General features: G+C 64.5%; 14 protein-coding genes. 9 read left to right on the forward strand and 5 right to left on the reverse strand.

The annotated features are described in order from the left end of the window. Positions 1-2 precede the first annotated feature (2 nt). The 8 genes from HNQ40_RS06285 (at position 3) to HNQ40_RS06320 (ending at position 8,580) form a co-directional block, all read left to right on the forward strand. Positions 3-1,583 carry a hypothetical protein gene (locus HNQ40_RS06285; protein ID WP_184677027.1) on the forward strand — a complete coding sequence of 527 codons (1,581 nt, stop codon included), beginning with the start codon at positions 3-5 and terminating at the stop codon, positions 1,581-1,583. Between the two features lie 72 nt (positions 1,584-1,655). After that, positions 1,656-1,997 carry a hypothetical protein gene (locus tag HNQ40_RS06290; RefSeq protein ID WP_184677028.1) on the forward strand — a complete coding sequence of 114 codons (342 nt, stop codon included), beginning with the start codon at positions 1,656-1,658 and terminating at the stop codon, positions 1,995-1,997. A gap of 97 nt (positions 1,998-2,094) precedes the next feature. After that, the gene (locus HNQ40_RS06295; RefSeq protein ID WP_184677029.1) at positions 2,095-3,078 is read left to right on the forward strand and encodes an SCO family protein; all 984 of its coding nucleotides are present in this window, start codon (positions 2,095-2,097) and stop codon (positions 3,076-3,078) included. A gap of 114 nt (positions 3,079-3,192) precedes the next feature. Then, positions 3,193-4,299 (forward strand): cytochrome c oxidase subunit II, encoded by a 1,107-nt coding sequence (gene coxB / locus HNQ40_RS06300; RefSeq protein ID WP_184677030.1) that lies wholly within the window; start codon positions 3,193-3,195, stop codon positions 4,297-4,299. A gap of 95 nt (positions 4,300-4,394) precedes the next feature. After that, positions 4,395-6,188: a cytochrome c oxidase subunit I gene (locus tag HNQ40_RS06305; protein WP_184677031.1), complete on the forward strand. Its 1,794-nt coding sequence runs from the start codon at positions 4,395-4,397 to the stop codon at positions 6,186-6,188. A 93-nt stretch (positions 6,189-6,281) separates the two neighbouring features. Then, on the forward strand, positions 6,282-7,289 hold the full coding sequence (locus tag HNQ40_RS18065) for a cytochrome c oxidase subunit 3 (RefSeq protein WP_221435403.1): 1,008 nt from the start codon (positions 6,282-6,284) through the stop codon (positions 7,287-7,289). 125 nt (positions 7,290-7,414) lie between these two features. Continuing rightward, complete coding sequence (locus HNQ40_RS06315) at positions 7,415-7,786, forward strand: cytochrome C oxidase subunit IV family protein (RefSeq protein ID WP_184677032.1); 372 nt, start codon at positions 7,415-7,417, stop codon at positions 7,784-7,786. 116 nt (positions 7,787-7,902) lie between these two features. Beyond that, positions 7,903-8,580 (forward strand): cytochrome c oxidase subunit 3, encoded by a 678-nt coding sequence (locus HNQ40_RS06320; protein WP_184677033.1) that lies wholly within the window; start codon positions 7,903-7,905, stop codon positions 8,578-8,580. Between the two features lie 96 nt (positions 8,581-8,676). Here the strand turns inward: HNQ40_RS06320 and HNQ40_RS06325 are convergent, their stop codons facing one another. The 5 genes from HNQ40_RS06325 to HNQ40_RS06345 form a co-directional block, all read right to left on the reverse strand. Further along, on the reverse strand, positions 8,677-9,420 hold the full coding sequence (locus HNQ40_RS06325) for a hypothetical protein (protein WP_184677034.1): 744 nt from the start codon (positions 9,418-9,420) through the stop codon (positions 8,677-8,679). A gap of 155 nt (positions 9,421-9,575) precedes the next feature. Next, the gene (locus HNQ40_RS06330; protein WP_184677035.1) at positions 9,576-11,507 is read right to left on the reverse strand and encodes a pilus assembly protein TadG-related protein; all 1,932 of its coding nucleotides are present in this window, start codon (positions 11,505-11,507) and stop codon (positions 9,576-9,578) included. Continuing rightward, a complete protein-coding gene (locus tag HNQ40_RS06335; protein WP_221435404.1) occupies positions 11,504-12,424 on the reverse strand; it encodes a TadE/TadG family type IV pilus assembly protein in 921 nt (306 codons plus the stop codon). The genes HNQ40_RS06330 and HNQ40_RS06335 overlap by 4 nt, the downstream gene beginning before the upstream one ends. 418 nt (positions 12,425-12,842) lie before the next feature. Then, the gene (gene ygfZ, locus HNQ40_RS06340) at positions 12,843-14,123 is read right to left on the reverse strand and encodes a CAF17-like 4Fe-4S cluster assembly/insertion protein YgfZ (protein ID WP_184677037.1); all 1,281 of its coding nucleotides are present in this window, start codon (positions 14,121-14,123) and stop codon (positions 12,843-12,845) included. A 48-nt stretch (positions 14,124-14,171) separates the two neighbouring features. Then, a complete protein-coding gene (locus tag HNQ40_RS06345) occupies positions 14,172-14,633 on the reverse strand; it encodes a hypothetical protein (RefSeq protein ID WP_184677038.1) in 462 nt (153 codons plus the stop codon). A 184-nt stretch (positions 14,634-14,817) separates the two neighbouring features. Here HNQ40_RS06345 and HNQ40_RS06350 point away from each other — a divergent pair, with 184 nt between their 5' ends. Next, positions 14,818-15,483: a ThuA domain-containing protein gene (locus HNQ40_RS06350; RefSeq protein ID WP_184677039.1), complete on the forward strand. Its 666-nt coding sequence runs from the start codon at positions 14,818-14,820 to the stop codon at positions 15,481-15,483. Positions 15,484-15,531: the final 48 nt, after the last annotated feature.

Consider the following 15,531-nt stretch of genomic DNA (forward strand, 5'->3'; position numbering starts at 1 on the left):
TAGTGTCCGCTCATCCGCCTAAACAACTCTCTGAACAAGACAAGGCTGTGCTCGGCGACAAGGCCTGGCCGCTGCGTCGCAACCTCCTGCTGCTCGGCGGCATCGCGCTGCTGGTCGCGGTCATCGGCGCCGCCCTGCCCAAGACCGTGCTCACCGGCGGCTGGGAACGCCTGGGCTTCGCCTACCTGATCGGCTACGCCTTCGCGCTGGCCATCACCCTCGGCAGCCTCTTCTTTGTCCTGGTCACCACGGTGTTCCGCGCCGGTTGGTGCGTGGCCTTCCGCCGTGTGCCGGAGAACATCGCCGCGAACATGCCCACGATGGGCCTGCTGGCGATTCCGATCCTGATCACCGTGCTGATCAACAACGGCGCCCTGTATCCCTGGGCCAAATCCGGCGTCCACGAGGCGGGTAAAAAGATCGCGTACCCCGCGGCCTACGCCGAAGACGGCAAGCACGCCGACGAAGCCCACAGCCTGGACAACAACATCTTCCTCCGCCGCGCCGCCGCCGGTGCCCCCGCCGAGGAAGACGGCCACGCCGGCGACGATCACGGCAAGCACGACGGCGAAAAAGCCCACGATGACCACGGCCACGATGCGCACCACGGCGACCACAAAACCTTTGCCCACACCGCGGCCACCCACCCCGATCACGACCACGCGCTTCCCTACTTCGTCTACAAGAAGGGCGCCTGGTACACCCCGCCGTTCTGGGTGGTCCGCTGGGTGTTCTACATCGCGGTGTGGTCGTTCCTCGGCTGGTTCTACTGGAAGCGCAGTGTGATGCAGGACGCCGACGGCGACGTGCAGCACACCCATAAGCGTGAATGGTGGGCCCCGCTGTCGTTGGTGGCTTTCGCGGTCACGCTGACGCTGGGTGCGTTCGACCTGCTGATGTCGCTCGACCCGGTGTGGTACTCGACGATGTTCGGCGTGTACTTCTTCGCCGGCTGCTTCACCGCCGCGCTGTGCACCATGATCATCACGCTGATGCTCGGCCAGAAGGCCGGCTACTTCTCGGCGGTCACCACCGACCACTTCCACGACCTGGGCAAACTGCTGTTCGCCTTCGTGTTCTTCTGGGGCTACGTCGGCTTCAGCCAGTTCATGCTGATCTGGTACGCCTCGCTGCCGGAAACCACCTACTGGTGGGAGATCCGCGGCGTGACTTCGGTGTCGGGCACTTCGCTGGAACCCGGCCCGGAGACCTTCGGCAGCACGTGGACGGTCGTCGCCTGGACGCTGCTGTTCGCCCACCTGCTCTTCCCATTTGCCATCCTGCTTTCTAAGCACGTGAAGCGTAACCGCGTGGCCCTGTTCAGCATGGCCTGCTGGATGCTGACGCTCTGCTACATCGACATCTTCTGGGTCGCCATGCCCGCCCTGGTCAGCCCGGACTTCGTGTTCGGCCTGCCGGAGATCGGCTGCGTGGTGTTCTGCGTGTCGATCATGCTCGCCGAGGCCCTGCGTCGTGCGTCGGGCGTGAGCCTGACCGCTCACCGCGACCCGCGGATGCACGAGTCGCTGCAGCTCGACACCACCGCCTGGGCCCCGATCTACTCGCCGCCCGGCAAGCACTGAACCCCCGACGGGCGCGAACCCGCCCGCTGTACCGAACTTTGAACCGACCGATTTTGACCCTGGACCCCGACCATGCCCGCAACGACCCGTGAACTCAACGTCAAAGTGATCTTCGTCGTGACGATCGTCTCGACGCTGCTGCTGATCGCGATCGTCCTGGCGGCACAGGCGGGCTTCTTCTTCTTCAAGAACCAGCAGGAAGCCACGCAGTACAGCCGCGGGGCCGAACGCACCTACGAAGAGACCGGCCTGCGGATGGACAACATCGACCTCGCCCGGTCGACCCAGGAACAGGCCGCCGAGCTCCAGCGTGAAGGCTCTGTTGAGCTGACCGACGCCGACGGCGAGCCGATCGGCACCGTCGAGATGATGCCGATCGAAAAAGCGATGAACGAGGTCGCCGAGCGGTATTGAATTTCGCCCGGCGTGAGCCGTGGCCGAGTGATTTGAGGGGGCGTAGAGTCCCATTGGCTCCGAGCTGAAGGCTCCGGGCCCCGAACGAACCCGAACCATGCAAGTCAAACGACTGCACAACCCGACACCACGGCACGGCCGACCCCGCTGGGGATCGGCCCGCGGTGTCGCGTGCGGCCTCGCCTTGCTGGCCGGGGCCTTCGCGTCGCCGGCGCTGGGCCAGTCACGGGTCGGGCCCAACCCCCTGGGCAACACCAAAGCCCCGATGCCCCCCGCCGCGGCCGAGTTCGCCGAAAGCATCAACGACGGCGCCGTCGAGCAGAAGATCGGCAACCTGCTGCCGATGGACCTGCCCTTCATCGATGAGAACGGCAAGCCCGTGAAGCTCGGGGACTACTTCAACAACGACAAGCCGGTCATCATCGACTTCGCCTACTTCGAGTGCCCGCTGACCTGCCCGATGGTCATCAGCGGCATCATCGATGCGACCCAGACGGTCGGCGAAGACTGGGTGCCCGGCAAAAACTTCGAGATCCTGACCATCAGCATCAACCCGAACGACAGCCCCGTGGCCGCCCTCGGGCAGCAAAACGCGGTGGTCGAACGCTTCGGCGGGATGGAGAGCGAGCTCGGGGCCGGGGCCCGCGAAGGCTGGCACTTCCTGACGGGCCGCGAAGTCGATATCCAACGGCTGACCCACGAGGCGGGCTTCGGTTTCACGCCCGTGCCCGAGACGAACGACTTCGCCCACGCGGCGGTGCTCATCTTCGTCTCGCCCGAGGGTGAGGTGACCCGCTACCTGCCGAACCACGTCTACGCCGAGCGCGACTTCCGCATGGCGCTCACCGAGGCGTCCCAGGGCAAGCAGGGCTCGTTCTTCGACATGGTCCTGCAGCTCTGCTACAGCTACGACCACACGCTCGGCACGTACACCGCCGACGCGCTGGCCCTGATGAAACTCGCCGGGGGGGTCACGCTGATCACCCTGGCTTCGGTCATCGGCGGCCTGTTCTACTTCGAACACCGCCGACGCGATCGGCTCGACGACGGCCCGCCGGACTCGACGCCCACCCCCGCATAACCCTGTAGGGCCCCGGCCCGGAAACCCGCGGCACCGCCGCAGAACACTGAACACCCAGACCAACCCGAGGGGAAACGCCGAACGCCGGCGTGAACAACACCAAGGTTCAACACCATGACACTCGCTTTCATCGCTGACTTCTTCCGCTGGATCAACGGCCCGTGGATGCCCGACGACGCCGGGGGCTTCTCCGACAACGTCGACGCGCTCAACGGCTTCGTGATGTTCGTCTCGTACTTCTTCACGGTGCTGATCGGCGGGCTGATGATCTTCTTCGCGATCAAGTTCCGTCAGAAGGATAAAAACGAGGTCGCCAAGGGCATCACCCACTCCACGCCGCTGGAGATCGCCTGGACCCTGCCGCCGATGCTGATCGTGCTGGTGATTTTCGCCGTGGGTTTCCGCGGCTACATGGACATGTCCACGCCGCCGCGGGCGGGCAACGCGTATGAAATCCGTGCGGTGGCCAACAAGTGGGACTGGAACTTCCACTACCCCAACGGCGCGGTCACCAAGAAGCTGTTCGTGCCCTCGGACCGCCCGACCAAGCTGACGCTCGAGTCGGTGGACGTGCTGCACAGCCTGTTCGTCCCGGCGATGCGGGCGAAGAAGGACGTCGTGCCCGGCCGGTTCAACGTGATGTGGTTCGAGCCCGATCCATCGGTCGTCAGCTCGGACGACCCCGAAAAATACGAAGCGGCGTATCCCCTGCACTGCACCGAGTACTGCGGCCAGGGCCACTCACAGATGAACACCGAGCTCGTCGTCGTGGACGGCAGCCAATGGGAAGCTAAGCTCGAAGAGATCAACATCTGGAACCCCGATCGCCTGCCCCCGGCCGAGCTGGGCGCCATCGTCTACGCCAACAACTGTGCCTCCTGCCACTCCGTGGACGGCGCCGCCAACACCGGCCCGACCTGGAAGGACCTCTACGGCAAGCAGAACTACGCCATGGCCGTCGGTGAAACCGTCGCGGTGGTCGACGACAACTACATCCTGAACTCCATCCGCCAGCCCAACCTGCAGAAGGCGGTGGGCTTCGAAGGCGCCAACATGAGCGCCTACGGCGAAGGCGTCATCAAGTCTGGTGATGTACGTGCTCTGATCGAGTACATGAAGACCCTCTCGGTCCACCACCCCAACGGTGCGGACCTCGATGCCTTCCCGGATGACTACGAAGGCGATACCGCGATCGACGCCACCGGAGCGACGAGCGAGTAAACCCGCTTCCACAACCGGGCCTATTCGGCCCCTGACCCCGAACCCCCCGCCGACGGCATGATTCGATCGGCTTAGTTGAGACCAAGGACACACGTATGTCTGTCATCCCGAACCCCGCACCCGGCGACGTCGCCGCTGAAAAGACTCCCACCGAGCCGCCCCACGGCGATAACTACATCACCCACGGCAAGGGCTTCCTTTCGTGGGCGCTGACCATCGACCACAAACGCATCGGCATCATGTACATGGTCGGTGTGCTCGCGGCGTTCTTCATCGGCGGGATCATGGCCATCGCGCTGCGGACCGAGCTCATCGCCCCCGGCGCCACGCTCATGTTCTGGGCCAACGACGACGCGGCGCTCAACTCCAACTGGCGGCTCTACAACCAGCTGTTCACCGTCCACGGCGCGGTGATGGTGTTCATGTTCATCATCCCCGCGATCCCGGCGATCCTGGGCAACATGGTCCTGCCCATCATGCTCGGGGCCAAGGACGTGGCCTTCCCCAAACTCAACCTGCTGAGCCTCTACTGCTGGATCGGCGGATCGATCTTCTTCACCTGGATCCTCTTCGGCGGCGTCATCGGCACGCTCTTCGGCATCCAGGACATGCCCTGGTACTTCCCCAAGGGCCTGGACACCGGCTGGACGTTCTACACCCCCTACTCCACCGAGACCAACACCGGCGTGCTCCTGGGCACCATCGGCGTGTTCATCCTCGGCTTCTCGTCGATCCTCACCGGCGTGAACTTCATCGCCACCATCCACATGCTCCGCCCCAAGGGCATGGGCTGGGGCAAGCTCCCGCTGTTCCTCTGGGCCCTCTACGCCACCGCGATCATCCAGATCCTGGCCACCCCCGTCCTGGCGATCACCGTCCTGCTGCTCATGGCGGAAAAGGTCCTGGGTATCGGCATCTTCGACCCGGCCCTCGGCGGCGACCCGGTGCTGTACCAGCACTTCTTCTGGTTCTACAGCCACCCGGCGGTGTACATCATGATCCTCCCGGGTCTGGGCGTGATCTCCGAGATCATCTCGATCCACAGCCGGAAGCACATCTTCGGCTACAAGTTCATCGCCGCCTCGTCGCTGGCGATCGCCCTGTTTGGCTTCATCGTCTGGGGCCACCACATGTTCACCTCGGGTCAGTCGGCCCTCTTGAACTCGGTGTTCTCGCTGCTGACCATGTCCGTGGCGATCCCCTCGGCGGTCAAGGTATTCAACTACCTGGCCACGCTGTACAACGGCCGGATCCGCCTGGACTCGCCCATGCTCTACGCCCTGGGCTTCATCTGGCTGTTCACCATCGGCGGCCTGACCGGCCTGCCCCTGGCGGCCCTGTCCACAGACATCCACTACCACGACACCTACTTCGTCGTCGCCCACTTCCACTACGTGATGGTCGGCTCGACGCTGTTCGCCTTCCTCGCGGGCATGAACCACTGGTGGCCGAAGATGTTCGGCAAGATGCTCGACGAGAAGTGGGCCCGCATCGGCGCGATCATGACCTTCGTCGGCTTCAACGCCACGTTCTTCATCCAGTTCATCGCCGGCTCGCAGGGCATGCCCCGCCGTTACGCCGACTACGACCAGCAGTACTTCTGGTACCACCTGTTCTCGACGCTCGGCTCGTACGTGCTGACGATCGGGCTGTTCATCGTCCTGTTCAACTGGATCCACTCGCTGCGTAAAGGCAAGCCCGCCCCGGCCAACCCCTGGGGCGCGAACAGCCTCGAGTGGCACACCCCCTCGCCGCCGCCGCACGCCAACTTCGAAGACGGCGTCGAGCCCGAGGGCGTGGACCCCTACGACTACCACGGCTGGGACTACGACGAATCCATTGACGGCTACGTCAAGAAGGAAGGCTACGTCCCCAAGGAACACCACTAAACGCAAGCAAACCGTCGGACGCCCGACACCCGGAACCCGTTCCGACTTGCCAGATTGTTTCACTTTCGTATTGCAAACCTCGAACTGAACACCATGAGCGATCACGCCCACGACCACGACCACCCGCCACACCTGGCGCACCACTTCGAGACCTCCGAGCAGCAGATGGAATCGGGCAAGCTCGGCATGTGGGTCTTCCTCGCCACCGAGATCCTGATGTTCGGCGGCCTGTTCTGCGCCTACTCGGTCTACCGGGCCAACCACCCCGAGGTCTTCCTCTTCGCCCACCAGTACCTCGACACCATGTGGGGCGCGATCAACACCGCCGTCCTGCTCGCCTCGTCGTTCACCATGGCCTGGGGCGTCCGGGCGGCGCAGCTCGGGCAGAAGAGCATCCTCATCATCATGCTCAGCCTCACCCTGCTCGGCGGGTTCGGCTTCATGGTCATTAAGACCATCGAATACTCGGGCAAATACTCCCACGACATCTGGGTCGGCGGCCTCAACGGCTTCTACCAAAAGGACGGCCTGCTGCTGAACCCCGAGGGCAACTACGAAGCCCTGCACTACCTCGACGAAAAGAAGGCCAAGAAGTACGGCAAAGACGCTCACGGCGATGACCACGGCGACCACGCACACGGCGACAGCCACGCGGCCCACCACGGCGAAGACACCCACGCCGAGGCCACGCCCGTCGTCGAAGTCTCCGGCATCGGCCGTCCCGCCGCCGCCGAGGCCGGCCTGATCCCCAGCCTTACCGAGTACAAGGCCGCCATCCCCACCGGCGGCGAAGCCTTCGTCACCGGCGTCGGGGCCGAGCAGATCGCCTACCACGGCAGCCACTACCCCGAGTTCGACGAACTCGCGCCGATGGACCACAACTCGACCCACATCTTCTTCCAGATCTACTTCATGATGACCGGCCTGCACGGCATCCACGTGCTCATCGGCATGGGCCTGATCACCTGGATCCTCGTCAAGTCCATCGCCGGAGCCTTCAGCCCGGCCTACTACACCCCCGTCGACCTCGTCGGGCTGTACTGGCACTTGGTCGACCTCATCTGGATCTTCCTCTTCCCCCTGCTGTACCTGATCCACTGATTTTGGAAATTAGGGGCTTGGGAGTTGGGGGCTTAGAAAAAGCCTCCCCCGCTCTGCCTAAGCCCCCAACATCTAAGCCCCCAACTCCTAACACCAAACACCCAACCCCCAACCCCCCAAACACCATGTCCGACACCACTGCCCACGACGCTGAACACCACGACGATCACGGCGACCACGGCCACCACGTCGTGCCGCTGAGCCTGCTCTTCGGCGTGTTCCTGATCCTGATGTTCCTGACCGTCATCACCGTTGCCGTGACGAAGTTCGACTTCGGCTACGAGCTCAACCTCGTCGTCGCGATGGCCATCGCCCTGGTCAAGGCCGTGTTCGTCGGGCTGTACTTCATGCACCTGCGGTGGGACGCCCCGCTCAACGGGTTCATCCTCGTGACCTCGCTGCTGTTCGTGACTCTGTTCATCGCGTTCACGCTGATCGACACCGGCCAGTACGCCACCTTCCAGGAAGCCGCCGCCATCCGCGGCTCGGCCCCGTAAATCGGGCCAACCCCCAACCCCATTTTCTCGACTTCTCCACCCGCTCCGGCGGGTTTTTTCTTGGCCCGAGCCGCTTCGAATGGCCTTGGCGTTTCGATCCTCCTAAAGTGAAGGCTGTGAACGAAACCGCCCCCCCTGCCCCCGCCAGCCCGCCTCCGCCCACGATCTTTTCCGGCCACGGGCAACGCACGCCCCGCGGCACCGGCGAACTGGGCATGTACCTGTTCCTCGCGGCGCTGGTGATGCTGTTCGTCTCGTCGATGATCGGCTACGTCCTGGTCCGGTTCACCAAGGCACGTACGATCTACGAGCCCGGCTCCACCACCGAGATCGCGTACCATCCCACCGCGCCGCCTTTCGGCACGATGGACTTTCCCATTCTGGGCCTGCTTCTTTCGACCGTCGTGATCCTCGCCTCGAGCGTCACGATGCACCTGGCGATCAAGAACGTCCGGCTGGAGCGTCAAGGCAAGTTCCGCGCTTCGCTGATCGCGACGCTGGTGCTCTCGATCCTGTTCTGCGTGGTCCAAACCCCCTGCATGTGGAGCCTGCTGTCCGCCCACGACGCGGAGAACATCAGCAACACGATGTACGGCATTGTGTTCTTCCTGGTCCTCGTCCACGCCCTGCACGTCGTCGGCGGCATCATCCCCCTAGCCGTGACCACCTACCGCGCCGGGCAAGGCCGATACGACCACGAGCACTACACCCCGGTGAAACTCGTCGGGATGTACTGGCACTTCCTCGACGGCGTCTGGCTGTTCATGTTTGCGGTGCTGCTCATCGCGCGGTGAGCACGGGACGCTGCGCGTCACCCGCTAAACATCCTCCCCATTAGCTGCTTTGTCTCGATAACACCAAAGCGATCGATCCCCGTGAAACGGATTGGCTCACCACGGCTCATCTCGGATGAGCACGGGCTCGATCAGCGGGCCCCAGTACTGGGGGTAAGTCAGGTAGAAATCCTGAAGCCTTTCCGCGAGCGGGTTGCCGTTGCTCAGCGGGTCGAGACGGCGGTCGTAGTCGCTGTAGAAGATTTCACGTACCGCGGTGGACGGCGACTGGCTGGGGATCGTCACGAAGCTGCCGCCGGACGTGTTGCGGGAGCTGTCCCGGATCGGGCGGTACTCCCCGCTGCGGTCGTCGTACCACTCTTCATCCTCGATGACGAAGTTCATGAACCGCCAGTCGGTGTCCATCACGGTGTGCCGGTGCCGGATCGACCCGGGGAACAGGCGTTCCCACATCGCGGGCCCGTCCGGCGAGCTCACAAAGAAACGCATCGATCGGCCGCGCGGATACTCCTGGAAAAACTGGTTCGCCAACTCGCCCGCTCCCGTGGACCGCCCCGACGCGGCGATCTGCAGGTCATCGCTCGGCTCGATCGGGAAGTAGTCCGAAGGCTCAAACCGCAGCGATGGATTGTCGCCGGGGAAGAACGTGTCGCGCAATTGCTCGGTGCTGGCGCTGGCGGTCAGCCCCGTGGCGGGCCCGGGCGCTTTGGCCGACCCGCGCCAGGCCTCGTAGCGGTCGATCATCATGCCCCGCTGCATCCGCTCCATCGCGAAGCCGAAGTAGATCACCAGGCTCAACACGAACAGGATCAACGGCAACACCAGGACCGCTTCCATCATCGCGGCGCCGCGAGCGCGGCGGGGATTTAGGATTTGGGGATTGGGGGTTCGCGTAGCCGCTTGCGGCTTAGCGGTCGACGACTTATGCATTGCGCTAAGCCGCAAGCGGCTGCGCCACGTCCGATCCGAAATCCGAAATCTGAAATCCGAAATCACTACTCGTCCTCCAGCATGAGGTCCATGAGCGGCTTGGTCGCCTGGAGATACGCGGTGATGGCGTTGAGATCGGTTTCTTCGATCCACGGCATCTGCTCGAGCGCTTGAGGTTCTTCGAGCGCTTCCATCCAGCCATCGATATCGTCGATGGGGGTGAGCTGGGCGTGCCACATCGCGGTCCACAGGTCCCACGAGTGGTTGTTGAACACCTGGGCCTGGGCCAGCGCCACCATCTTCGAATCGGGTCGTTCGCCGTCGAATTTTTCCGGCCAGAACCGTGCCGCTTTGGGTTGGTGGGCGATGCCGAAGATTTTCAAGGCGTCGTACGAGTCCGAGGATTCGGGGCTAAATTCATCGACGGTGAAGTTCAACGGGCCGGGCATGCCGCCGCGCTCTTCCGCATCGAAGTTGTAGGGGTTGCGGATCTCGACCTCTTCGCCGACGTTGATGCCCAACCAGACCAGGTAGTTCAGGAACTGGGTGTCGCCTTCGCCGAGCTCGGGGTCGTCGGATTGGGGAAGCTCTTCTCGCCAGACCTGGTCCTCGATCTCCAGCAGCGAGGACGTGCCTTGCGTAGGCGGGGATAGCGCACGGCTCCCGGAACGACGGGCCAGGCCCCAGCGGGTAAGGATGGGTTCGCTGAAGGTGAAGCCGGTGGAGGTTTTGGTCCGCTCGAATTCGAGCGCGAGGTAGAGGCCATACACGATCGAGTCGGGGTCCGATTCGAAGATCGCCTCGGCGGCGTTGCGGTCGGTGATCCATTCGGGGTCGTAGACGAGTTGGTTGTTGCTGGCGGTCCCGGGGAACGCGCGGTTGATCTTCTGGTTGGCGGCGAAGCTGACGCGTTCGCTCCATTGGCTGGGCGACAGGGGCGTGGCGTCCGAGGTGATTGTGGGCGGGGTCGGGGCCTCGGAGAAGTTCCGGCCCGATGGTCCACCCAGCGACGTCAGCAGGGCGAGCTGCTGCTGGTAGGTTCCGGTGGTATAGTAGGTCTCGATATCCGCCCGCTCGAACTGCCGGGTACTGGGCGGGGAAATCCATCCAAGCGCGTTGGCGCCGTGCCGTGCGTCGCGGGGGAGTTGGCTGTAGATCGCGTTGCTGACACGCCCGGGCCGACGCTGTCCGAACAACACGTCGAACGGCCCGCGGTTGTAGAGCGGGTCGTTCTGACCGTCGGGTAGCTGTCCTTCCTGCACCGCCGACTCGAAGTCGTCGAACGCCCCTTCGGTCCACGGCACCTCCGGCACCCAGGGCAGCAGCAACCCCCCGGCATCCTTGCCGCCTTCACGCTGCGCGATCTGGGCGCCGCGGAATCCGCTCTGCTGTGTGAGCACGGCCAGGTTGTCCATCGTCGCGCGGTTCACATCCGCCAACGCTTCGATCGCCTGCCAGATTTCTCCGCGTTGACCGGAACTGGATTTGTAAAACGTGGTGCGGGCGATGTCGTAGTCACCGCCGTTAAACAGTTCGTCGAGCGGCTCGAGGTAGTTGATCTGCGTGACCAGGTTGGGCTGAACGATGTCGCGGACGACCTGATCGACCCAGTAGTCGTCCGCGTAGCCGATGCGGTTTTGCCGGTCGATCGCGGTGAGTATCGCGTTCTGGTCTTCGAGCGTGTGGGCCACCGCGAGGGGGACCGCGTCGAGCACGCCGGACAGCGCGATGAGCCGAGACATCTCGACGTTGTTCATGGCGACGGTGTTGAACGACCGCGCCATCCACCGCCCGCCGGAGATCGCGGCGTTGTCGGCGGCGTTCTGCGTTTCGACCCGCTTGGAGACGTGGTTGCCGACGTTGAAGATGTAGAACACCATCGCCGCGAGCAGGATCAACGAGAGCAACGCCACGACCATGATCGCGCCGCGCGGCTCGCGGCGGATACCGAGGCGGGGGCGAGTTGATCGGGGGTGGAAGTACTGGCGCGTCGTCATTGCTCACGCTCCACTTCGGGCAGCTCGGGCAGGTTCACGTCGTAGCCTTCGAGCGACATCGTGCTGGTGGCGGTGACGACCGAGTAGGCCGTCTCGCCGCCGACGGTCTGGTGCGTGCCGTCGGCGAACAGGGCCGAGGCGTAAGGGATCGACAGGTGCAGGCGGTGGCTGACGCCGACGGTGACCGGGTCTTTGGGGCCGAAGTCCACGCGGTTGTCGCCGAAGGGCTGGGTCTGTTTGTCGAGGATGACCTCGCCGTTTTCACCCACGCGGGTTTCGTAGAGGTCGAGTGTCGTGTGAGTCAGGGCGTAGGACAAGCGTTCTGCGGCGAGGCGATCGACCCAAGCCGGGGCGTCTTCGCCGTAGGCAGTGAAGTAGGCCTGGAGCCCGGCCTCGAAGGCGACCGCGTCCCCGCCGCCGCCCGAGTTCTCCCTGCCGGAGACGGGGGCCAGCGCGAACGCCGCGGCACGCCGGGCCCGGTTGTAGGCCGGGTCGTTGTCGTCGGCGAGGTAGCCGCCCCCACCGAGTGCGCCGCGTGGAGCCTCGACGATCGCCGAGCGTGTCGCGACAAACGCCCCGTAGTGCACGAACAGGTTGCCCGAGAACATCAGCACGGTCTGCAGCAGGATCAGGCTGATCCCCAGCGCCGGCACGAAGACCAATACAAACTCCACCGTCGCCGTCCCGCTCTCGCCCGCCAGGCGTTGTCGGAGGGTCGAACGCCTCACCGCCACCGGCCGGGTCCGCCAAAGCATCCACCCCGCCCGCAACGCTACCGCCAGCAGCAGCGCCCCCACGCCCGCGATCACCGCGCACCGCACCCCCAGGTCGCTGCTCAACGCAGACGACCACCACGGGGCCAGGCCCAAAACGCTGGATTCGATTGGTGGGAAACACATCATCGGCGGGACGGCCATTTTACCCCGCCAACCCGCATTCACCCAGCCTCATTCGGGCTGTTTTCCGCCCCCGGCCGACCCCGGCGCAGGCATTTTGAGCCAATCGCGTAACCCCCCTGCAACCACCCCGCGCCCCCGGCAGGATCACCCGGCATGAAGCTGCTCATCCCCCCACGCCAGTTCACCGCCCCGCTCGCCGCCACCGTGGCCGTGCTCGCGGGCCTGCTGATGCTGACGCTGTATGCGGGGTGAGCCTCTCCCACAACGGTGCTGGGGACGCTGGGCTTCAACTCATTCACCCCTCTCCCGCCGGGGGAGGTGGCCCGCGAAGCGGGTCGGAGGGGGCACTCCCGAGGGCCTCGTGGCAAAGTACTCACATTCGCCCTCAGTCGCCTTTGGCGACAGCTCCCCCGCAGGGAGAGCAGTTAACCGAACATCAGGAAGTCAGCGTTCCGAGTTCAACCACCTCGGCCTCGATCAACCGCCCCCCCGACGGGACCATGACCTTCGTGCCCGGCTGGTGACGACCCCAGCGCACCACCGCCATGCCGATGCCCGCCTGACCCCGCAAAGGCGAGGCGGTCGAACTGGTGACGCCACCGATGATCTTTTCCTTCTCGCCGGGCTCGAGCACCTGGGCCCCCGCGATGCCCGGCAGCTCGAGCGCCGCTTCGGGATCGCGGTCGGTCACCTTCAGCCCCACGAGCATCTTCTTGGGGTGGCCCAGACTTTTCATCCGCGCGACGACTTCCTGCCCGAGGTAGCAGCCCTTGGTGAAGCTCACCGCCCCGTCGATGCCCCAGTCGCCGGGCACCTCGGCGGGCAGCGAGTTGCGCCCGAAATCGATGTGGTACCGCGGCACACCCTCTTCGATCCGCACCGTGTTGAACGCCGACCAACCCACCGGCCGGCCCCGCATCGAGTCCCGCCGACGCTGCGCGAACGATTCGTCCACCTCCACGCCGATCTCGTAGCCCGCCTTCACCAGCAGCGCCCCGTAGGCTTCGAGCGCGTGTTCGCTCGGCACCGCGACGCGCACACCCAGCACCCCGCCCAGGTCCCAGCGATACGCCGTGCATCGCGCAACCGCCCCGCCGTTCATCGGCAAGTCGATCACGTGGTGCGTGCCGGGGGCTGCGCCCATGCGGGTGACGTTTTCTTCGTGGTCGTCCGCCGCGACCGCCGCCAGCAGACGGACGGCCGACGGCCCGAGCAGCCAGAGCACGGTGCGCTGGGCGGTCCAGTCTTCGATGGTCACGTCCTCGGCAAACAGCCGGGCCTCAAGCAGGTCACTCACCCAGGGCAGGTCGAAGACGTCAATCTCCAGCCAGGTGGATTCGTCGCCGTGATGCACGACGAGGTCCGCCGCGATCTGGCCCTTCTCGTCGAGTTGAAATGCCCGCGTGGTCTGTCCGCCCTCGAGCTTGTTGATCTCCTGGGTGCACAGCCGGTGCAGATAGTCTTTTACGTCCGCGCCGGTGAGCTGAAGGATCGCCCGCTGGGGCAGGTGCAGCACACCGACCCGCTGGCGGATCGCCGCGTATTCCGCCTCGAACCCGCCGCCCGCCGCAATCGATTGCCCGTTGTCATCCACCCCCGCAAAAGACTCCGCCACCTCGATCACGCTCCCGTCCGGCAGCGGCGGCCCCCAGGGCATCATCTCCGCGCCGAGGCGGGTGTACAGGTCGTTCATAGTGGGCGAGGGCGTGTCGGACATGCCACCAGTGTAGGCCCGTTCCTCGCCGGGGATTCCCAGCGGTCCCGATCAGGCTTGGCCGTGGGCACGGGGGAAATGACTCGATCGGCTGCGGCCCGTGGCGAGCGACCGCCGTTGGCGCACCGCTGCACGGCGTTGACCGCGAGCCCGCTGGATCAACCGCATGGCGACCAACGACGCAGCGACCACACCCAACCAGTTCATCGCCAGGTCGAGCCAGCTGAACGTACGGCTCTCCAGCCAGATCTGCGTCACCTCTTCGCAGGAAAACAACACGCCGACCACCAACGAACCCGCCATGAACGACACGGCCCCGACCGACACCGTGTGGCGGTGCCAGGCCAGGTTGGCGAGCAACGCCAGCCCGCCCATCAGCAGGAAGTGCATCAGCTTGTCGCCCGCGGGGATGTAGTCCTGGATCGGCGGGATCAGCGCAAAGTTCGCCGCGGCGATCAACGCGATCAGTAACACCCCGGCCAGCAACGTGGCTAAGCCAAAACGCAAACTCACAATTCATCTCCTCGCCCCCGCGTGCCGGATAATCAAGCACAGGCAGCCAAACAACATATCGGATAACGCCGAATTGTCTAGGTCATTGCCGCCAATATCGCCGAATTTACGGGTTTTTCATGACAATCGGCATCCGCTCTGCCGAGCGCCGATCAGCCGAACGATTTGGGTTTATAGTTTGGGTATGAGTGATTCCCCTATCCGCCTGGCCGTGATCATCGGCGATCACCCGTTCGATGTCCCCGCGTTCTACGACATGTTGCGGTCGATGCCGGACGTGGATCCGTATGTGCAGAACCTCGAAGACTTCACCGCCGACTTCGGCAAGGTCGCCGAGACCTACGACGTGGTGCTGTTCTACAACTTCCACCAGAACGACCCGGCTAAGGAATTGCCTTGGTTCAAGCGCGACATCTTCGAAGGGCTCGAAAAACTCGGCCGACCCGGGCAAGGGGTTTTCCTGTTGCACCACGGCTGCGTCGCCTTCAAACAATGGCAAGTCTGGACCGAGCTCTCGGGTTGGCCCCAGCGTGGCTTGATTCCGCACCACGACGAGACGGTCAACACCTTCGTCGCCGACCGCGACCACCCCGTGACGGCGGGCGTGGACGACTGGACCATGACCGACGAGACCTACGAGATGCCGGACGTGAAGGAAGCCGACGGCAACCACATCCTGCTCACCACCGACCACCCCAAGAGCTGCAAGCCGTTGGCGTGGACGCGGACGTTCGGCGAGTCGGACGTGCTGTGCTACCTCGCCGGCCACGACGGCGAAGCCCTGGGGCATACGAATGTGCGGCGGATCATCCACCAGGGCATCAAATGGTTGGCCGGGCGGAGCGGATAAAGGCGCCAAGACCCTAGGGATTCAGCAACTTCAGCCGGTTCACGCAAC

The organism is Algisphaera agarilytica (assembly GCF_014207595.1).
Taxonomy (GTDB): Bacteria; Planctomycetota; Phycisphaerae; order Phycisphaerales; family Phycisphaeraceae; genus Algisphaera; species Algisphaera agarilytica.

Bases quoted from the DNA above. Each gene is read 5' to 3' on its own strand.
- HNQ40_RS18065 (WP_221435403.1), top strand. From the start codon at position 6,282: ATGAGCGATCACGCCCACGACCACGACCACCCGCCACACCTGGCGCAC.
- HNQ40_RS06290 (WP_184677028.1), top strand. From the start codon at position 1,656: ATGCCCGCAACGACCCGTGAACTCAACGTCAAAGTGATCTTCGTCGTG.
- HNQ40_RS06315 (WP_184677032.1), top strand. From the start codon at position 7,415: ATGTCCGACACCACTGCCCACGACGCTGAACACCACGACGATCACGGC.
- HNQ40_RS06305 (WP_184677031.1), top strand. From the start codon at position 4,395: ATGTCTGTCATCCCGAACCCCGCACCCGGCGACGTCGCCGCTGAAAAG.
- HNQ40_RS06330 (WP_184677035.1), bottom strand. From the start codon at position 11,507: ATGACGACGCGCCAGTACTTCCACCCCCGATCAACTCGCCCCCGCCTC.
- HNQ40_RS06335 (WP_221435404.1), bottom strand. From the start codon at position 12,424: ATGGCCGTCCCGCCGATGATGTGTTTCCCACCAATCGAATCCAGCGTT.
- HNQ40_RS06295 (WP_184677029.1), top strand. From the start codon at position 2,095: ATGCAAGTCAAACGACTGCACAACCCGACACCACGGCACGGCCGACCC.
- coxB (WP_184677030.1), top strand. From the start codon at position 3,193: ATGACACTCGCTTTCATCGCTGACTTCTTCCGCTGGATCAACGGCCCG.
- ygfZ (WP_184677037.1), bottom strand. From the start codon at position 14,123: ATGTCCGACACGCCCTCGCCCACTATGAACGACCTGTACACCCGCCTC.
- HNQ40_RS06350 (WP_184677039.1), top strand. From the start codon at position 14,818: ATGAGTGATTCCCCTATCCGCCTGGCCGTGATCATCGGCGATCACCCG.
- HNQ40_RS06325 (WP_184677034.1), bottom strand. From the start codon at position 9,420: ATGATGGAAGCGGTCCTGGTGTTGCCGTTGATCCTGTTCGTGTTGAGC.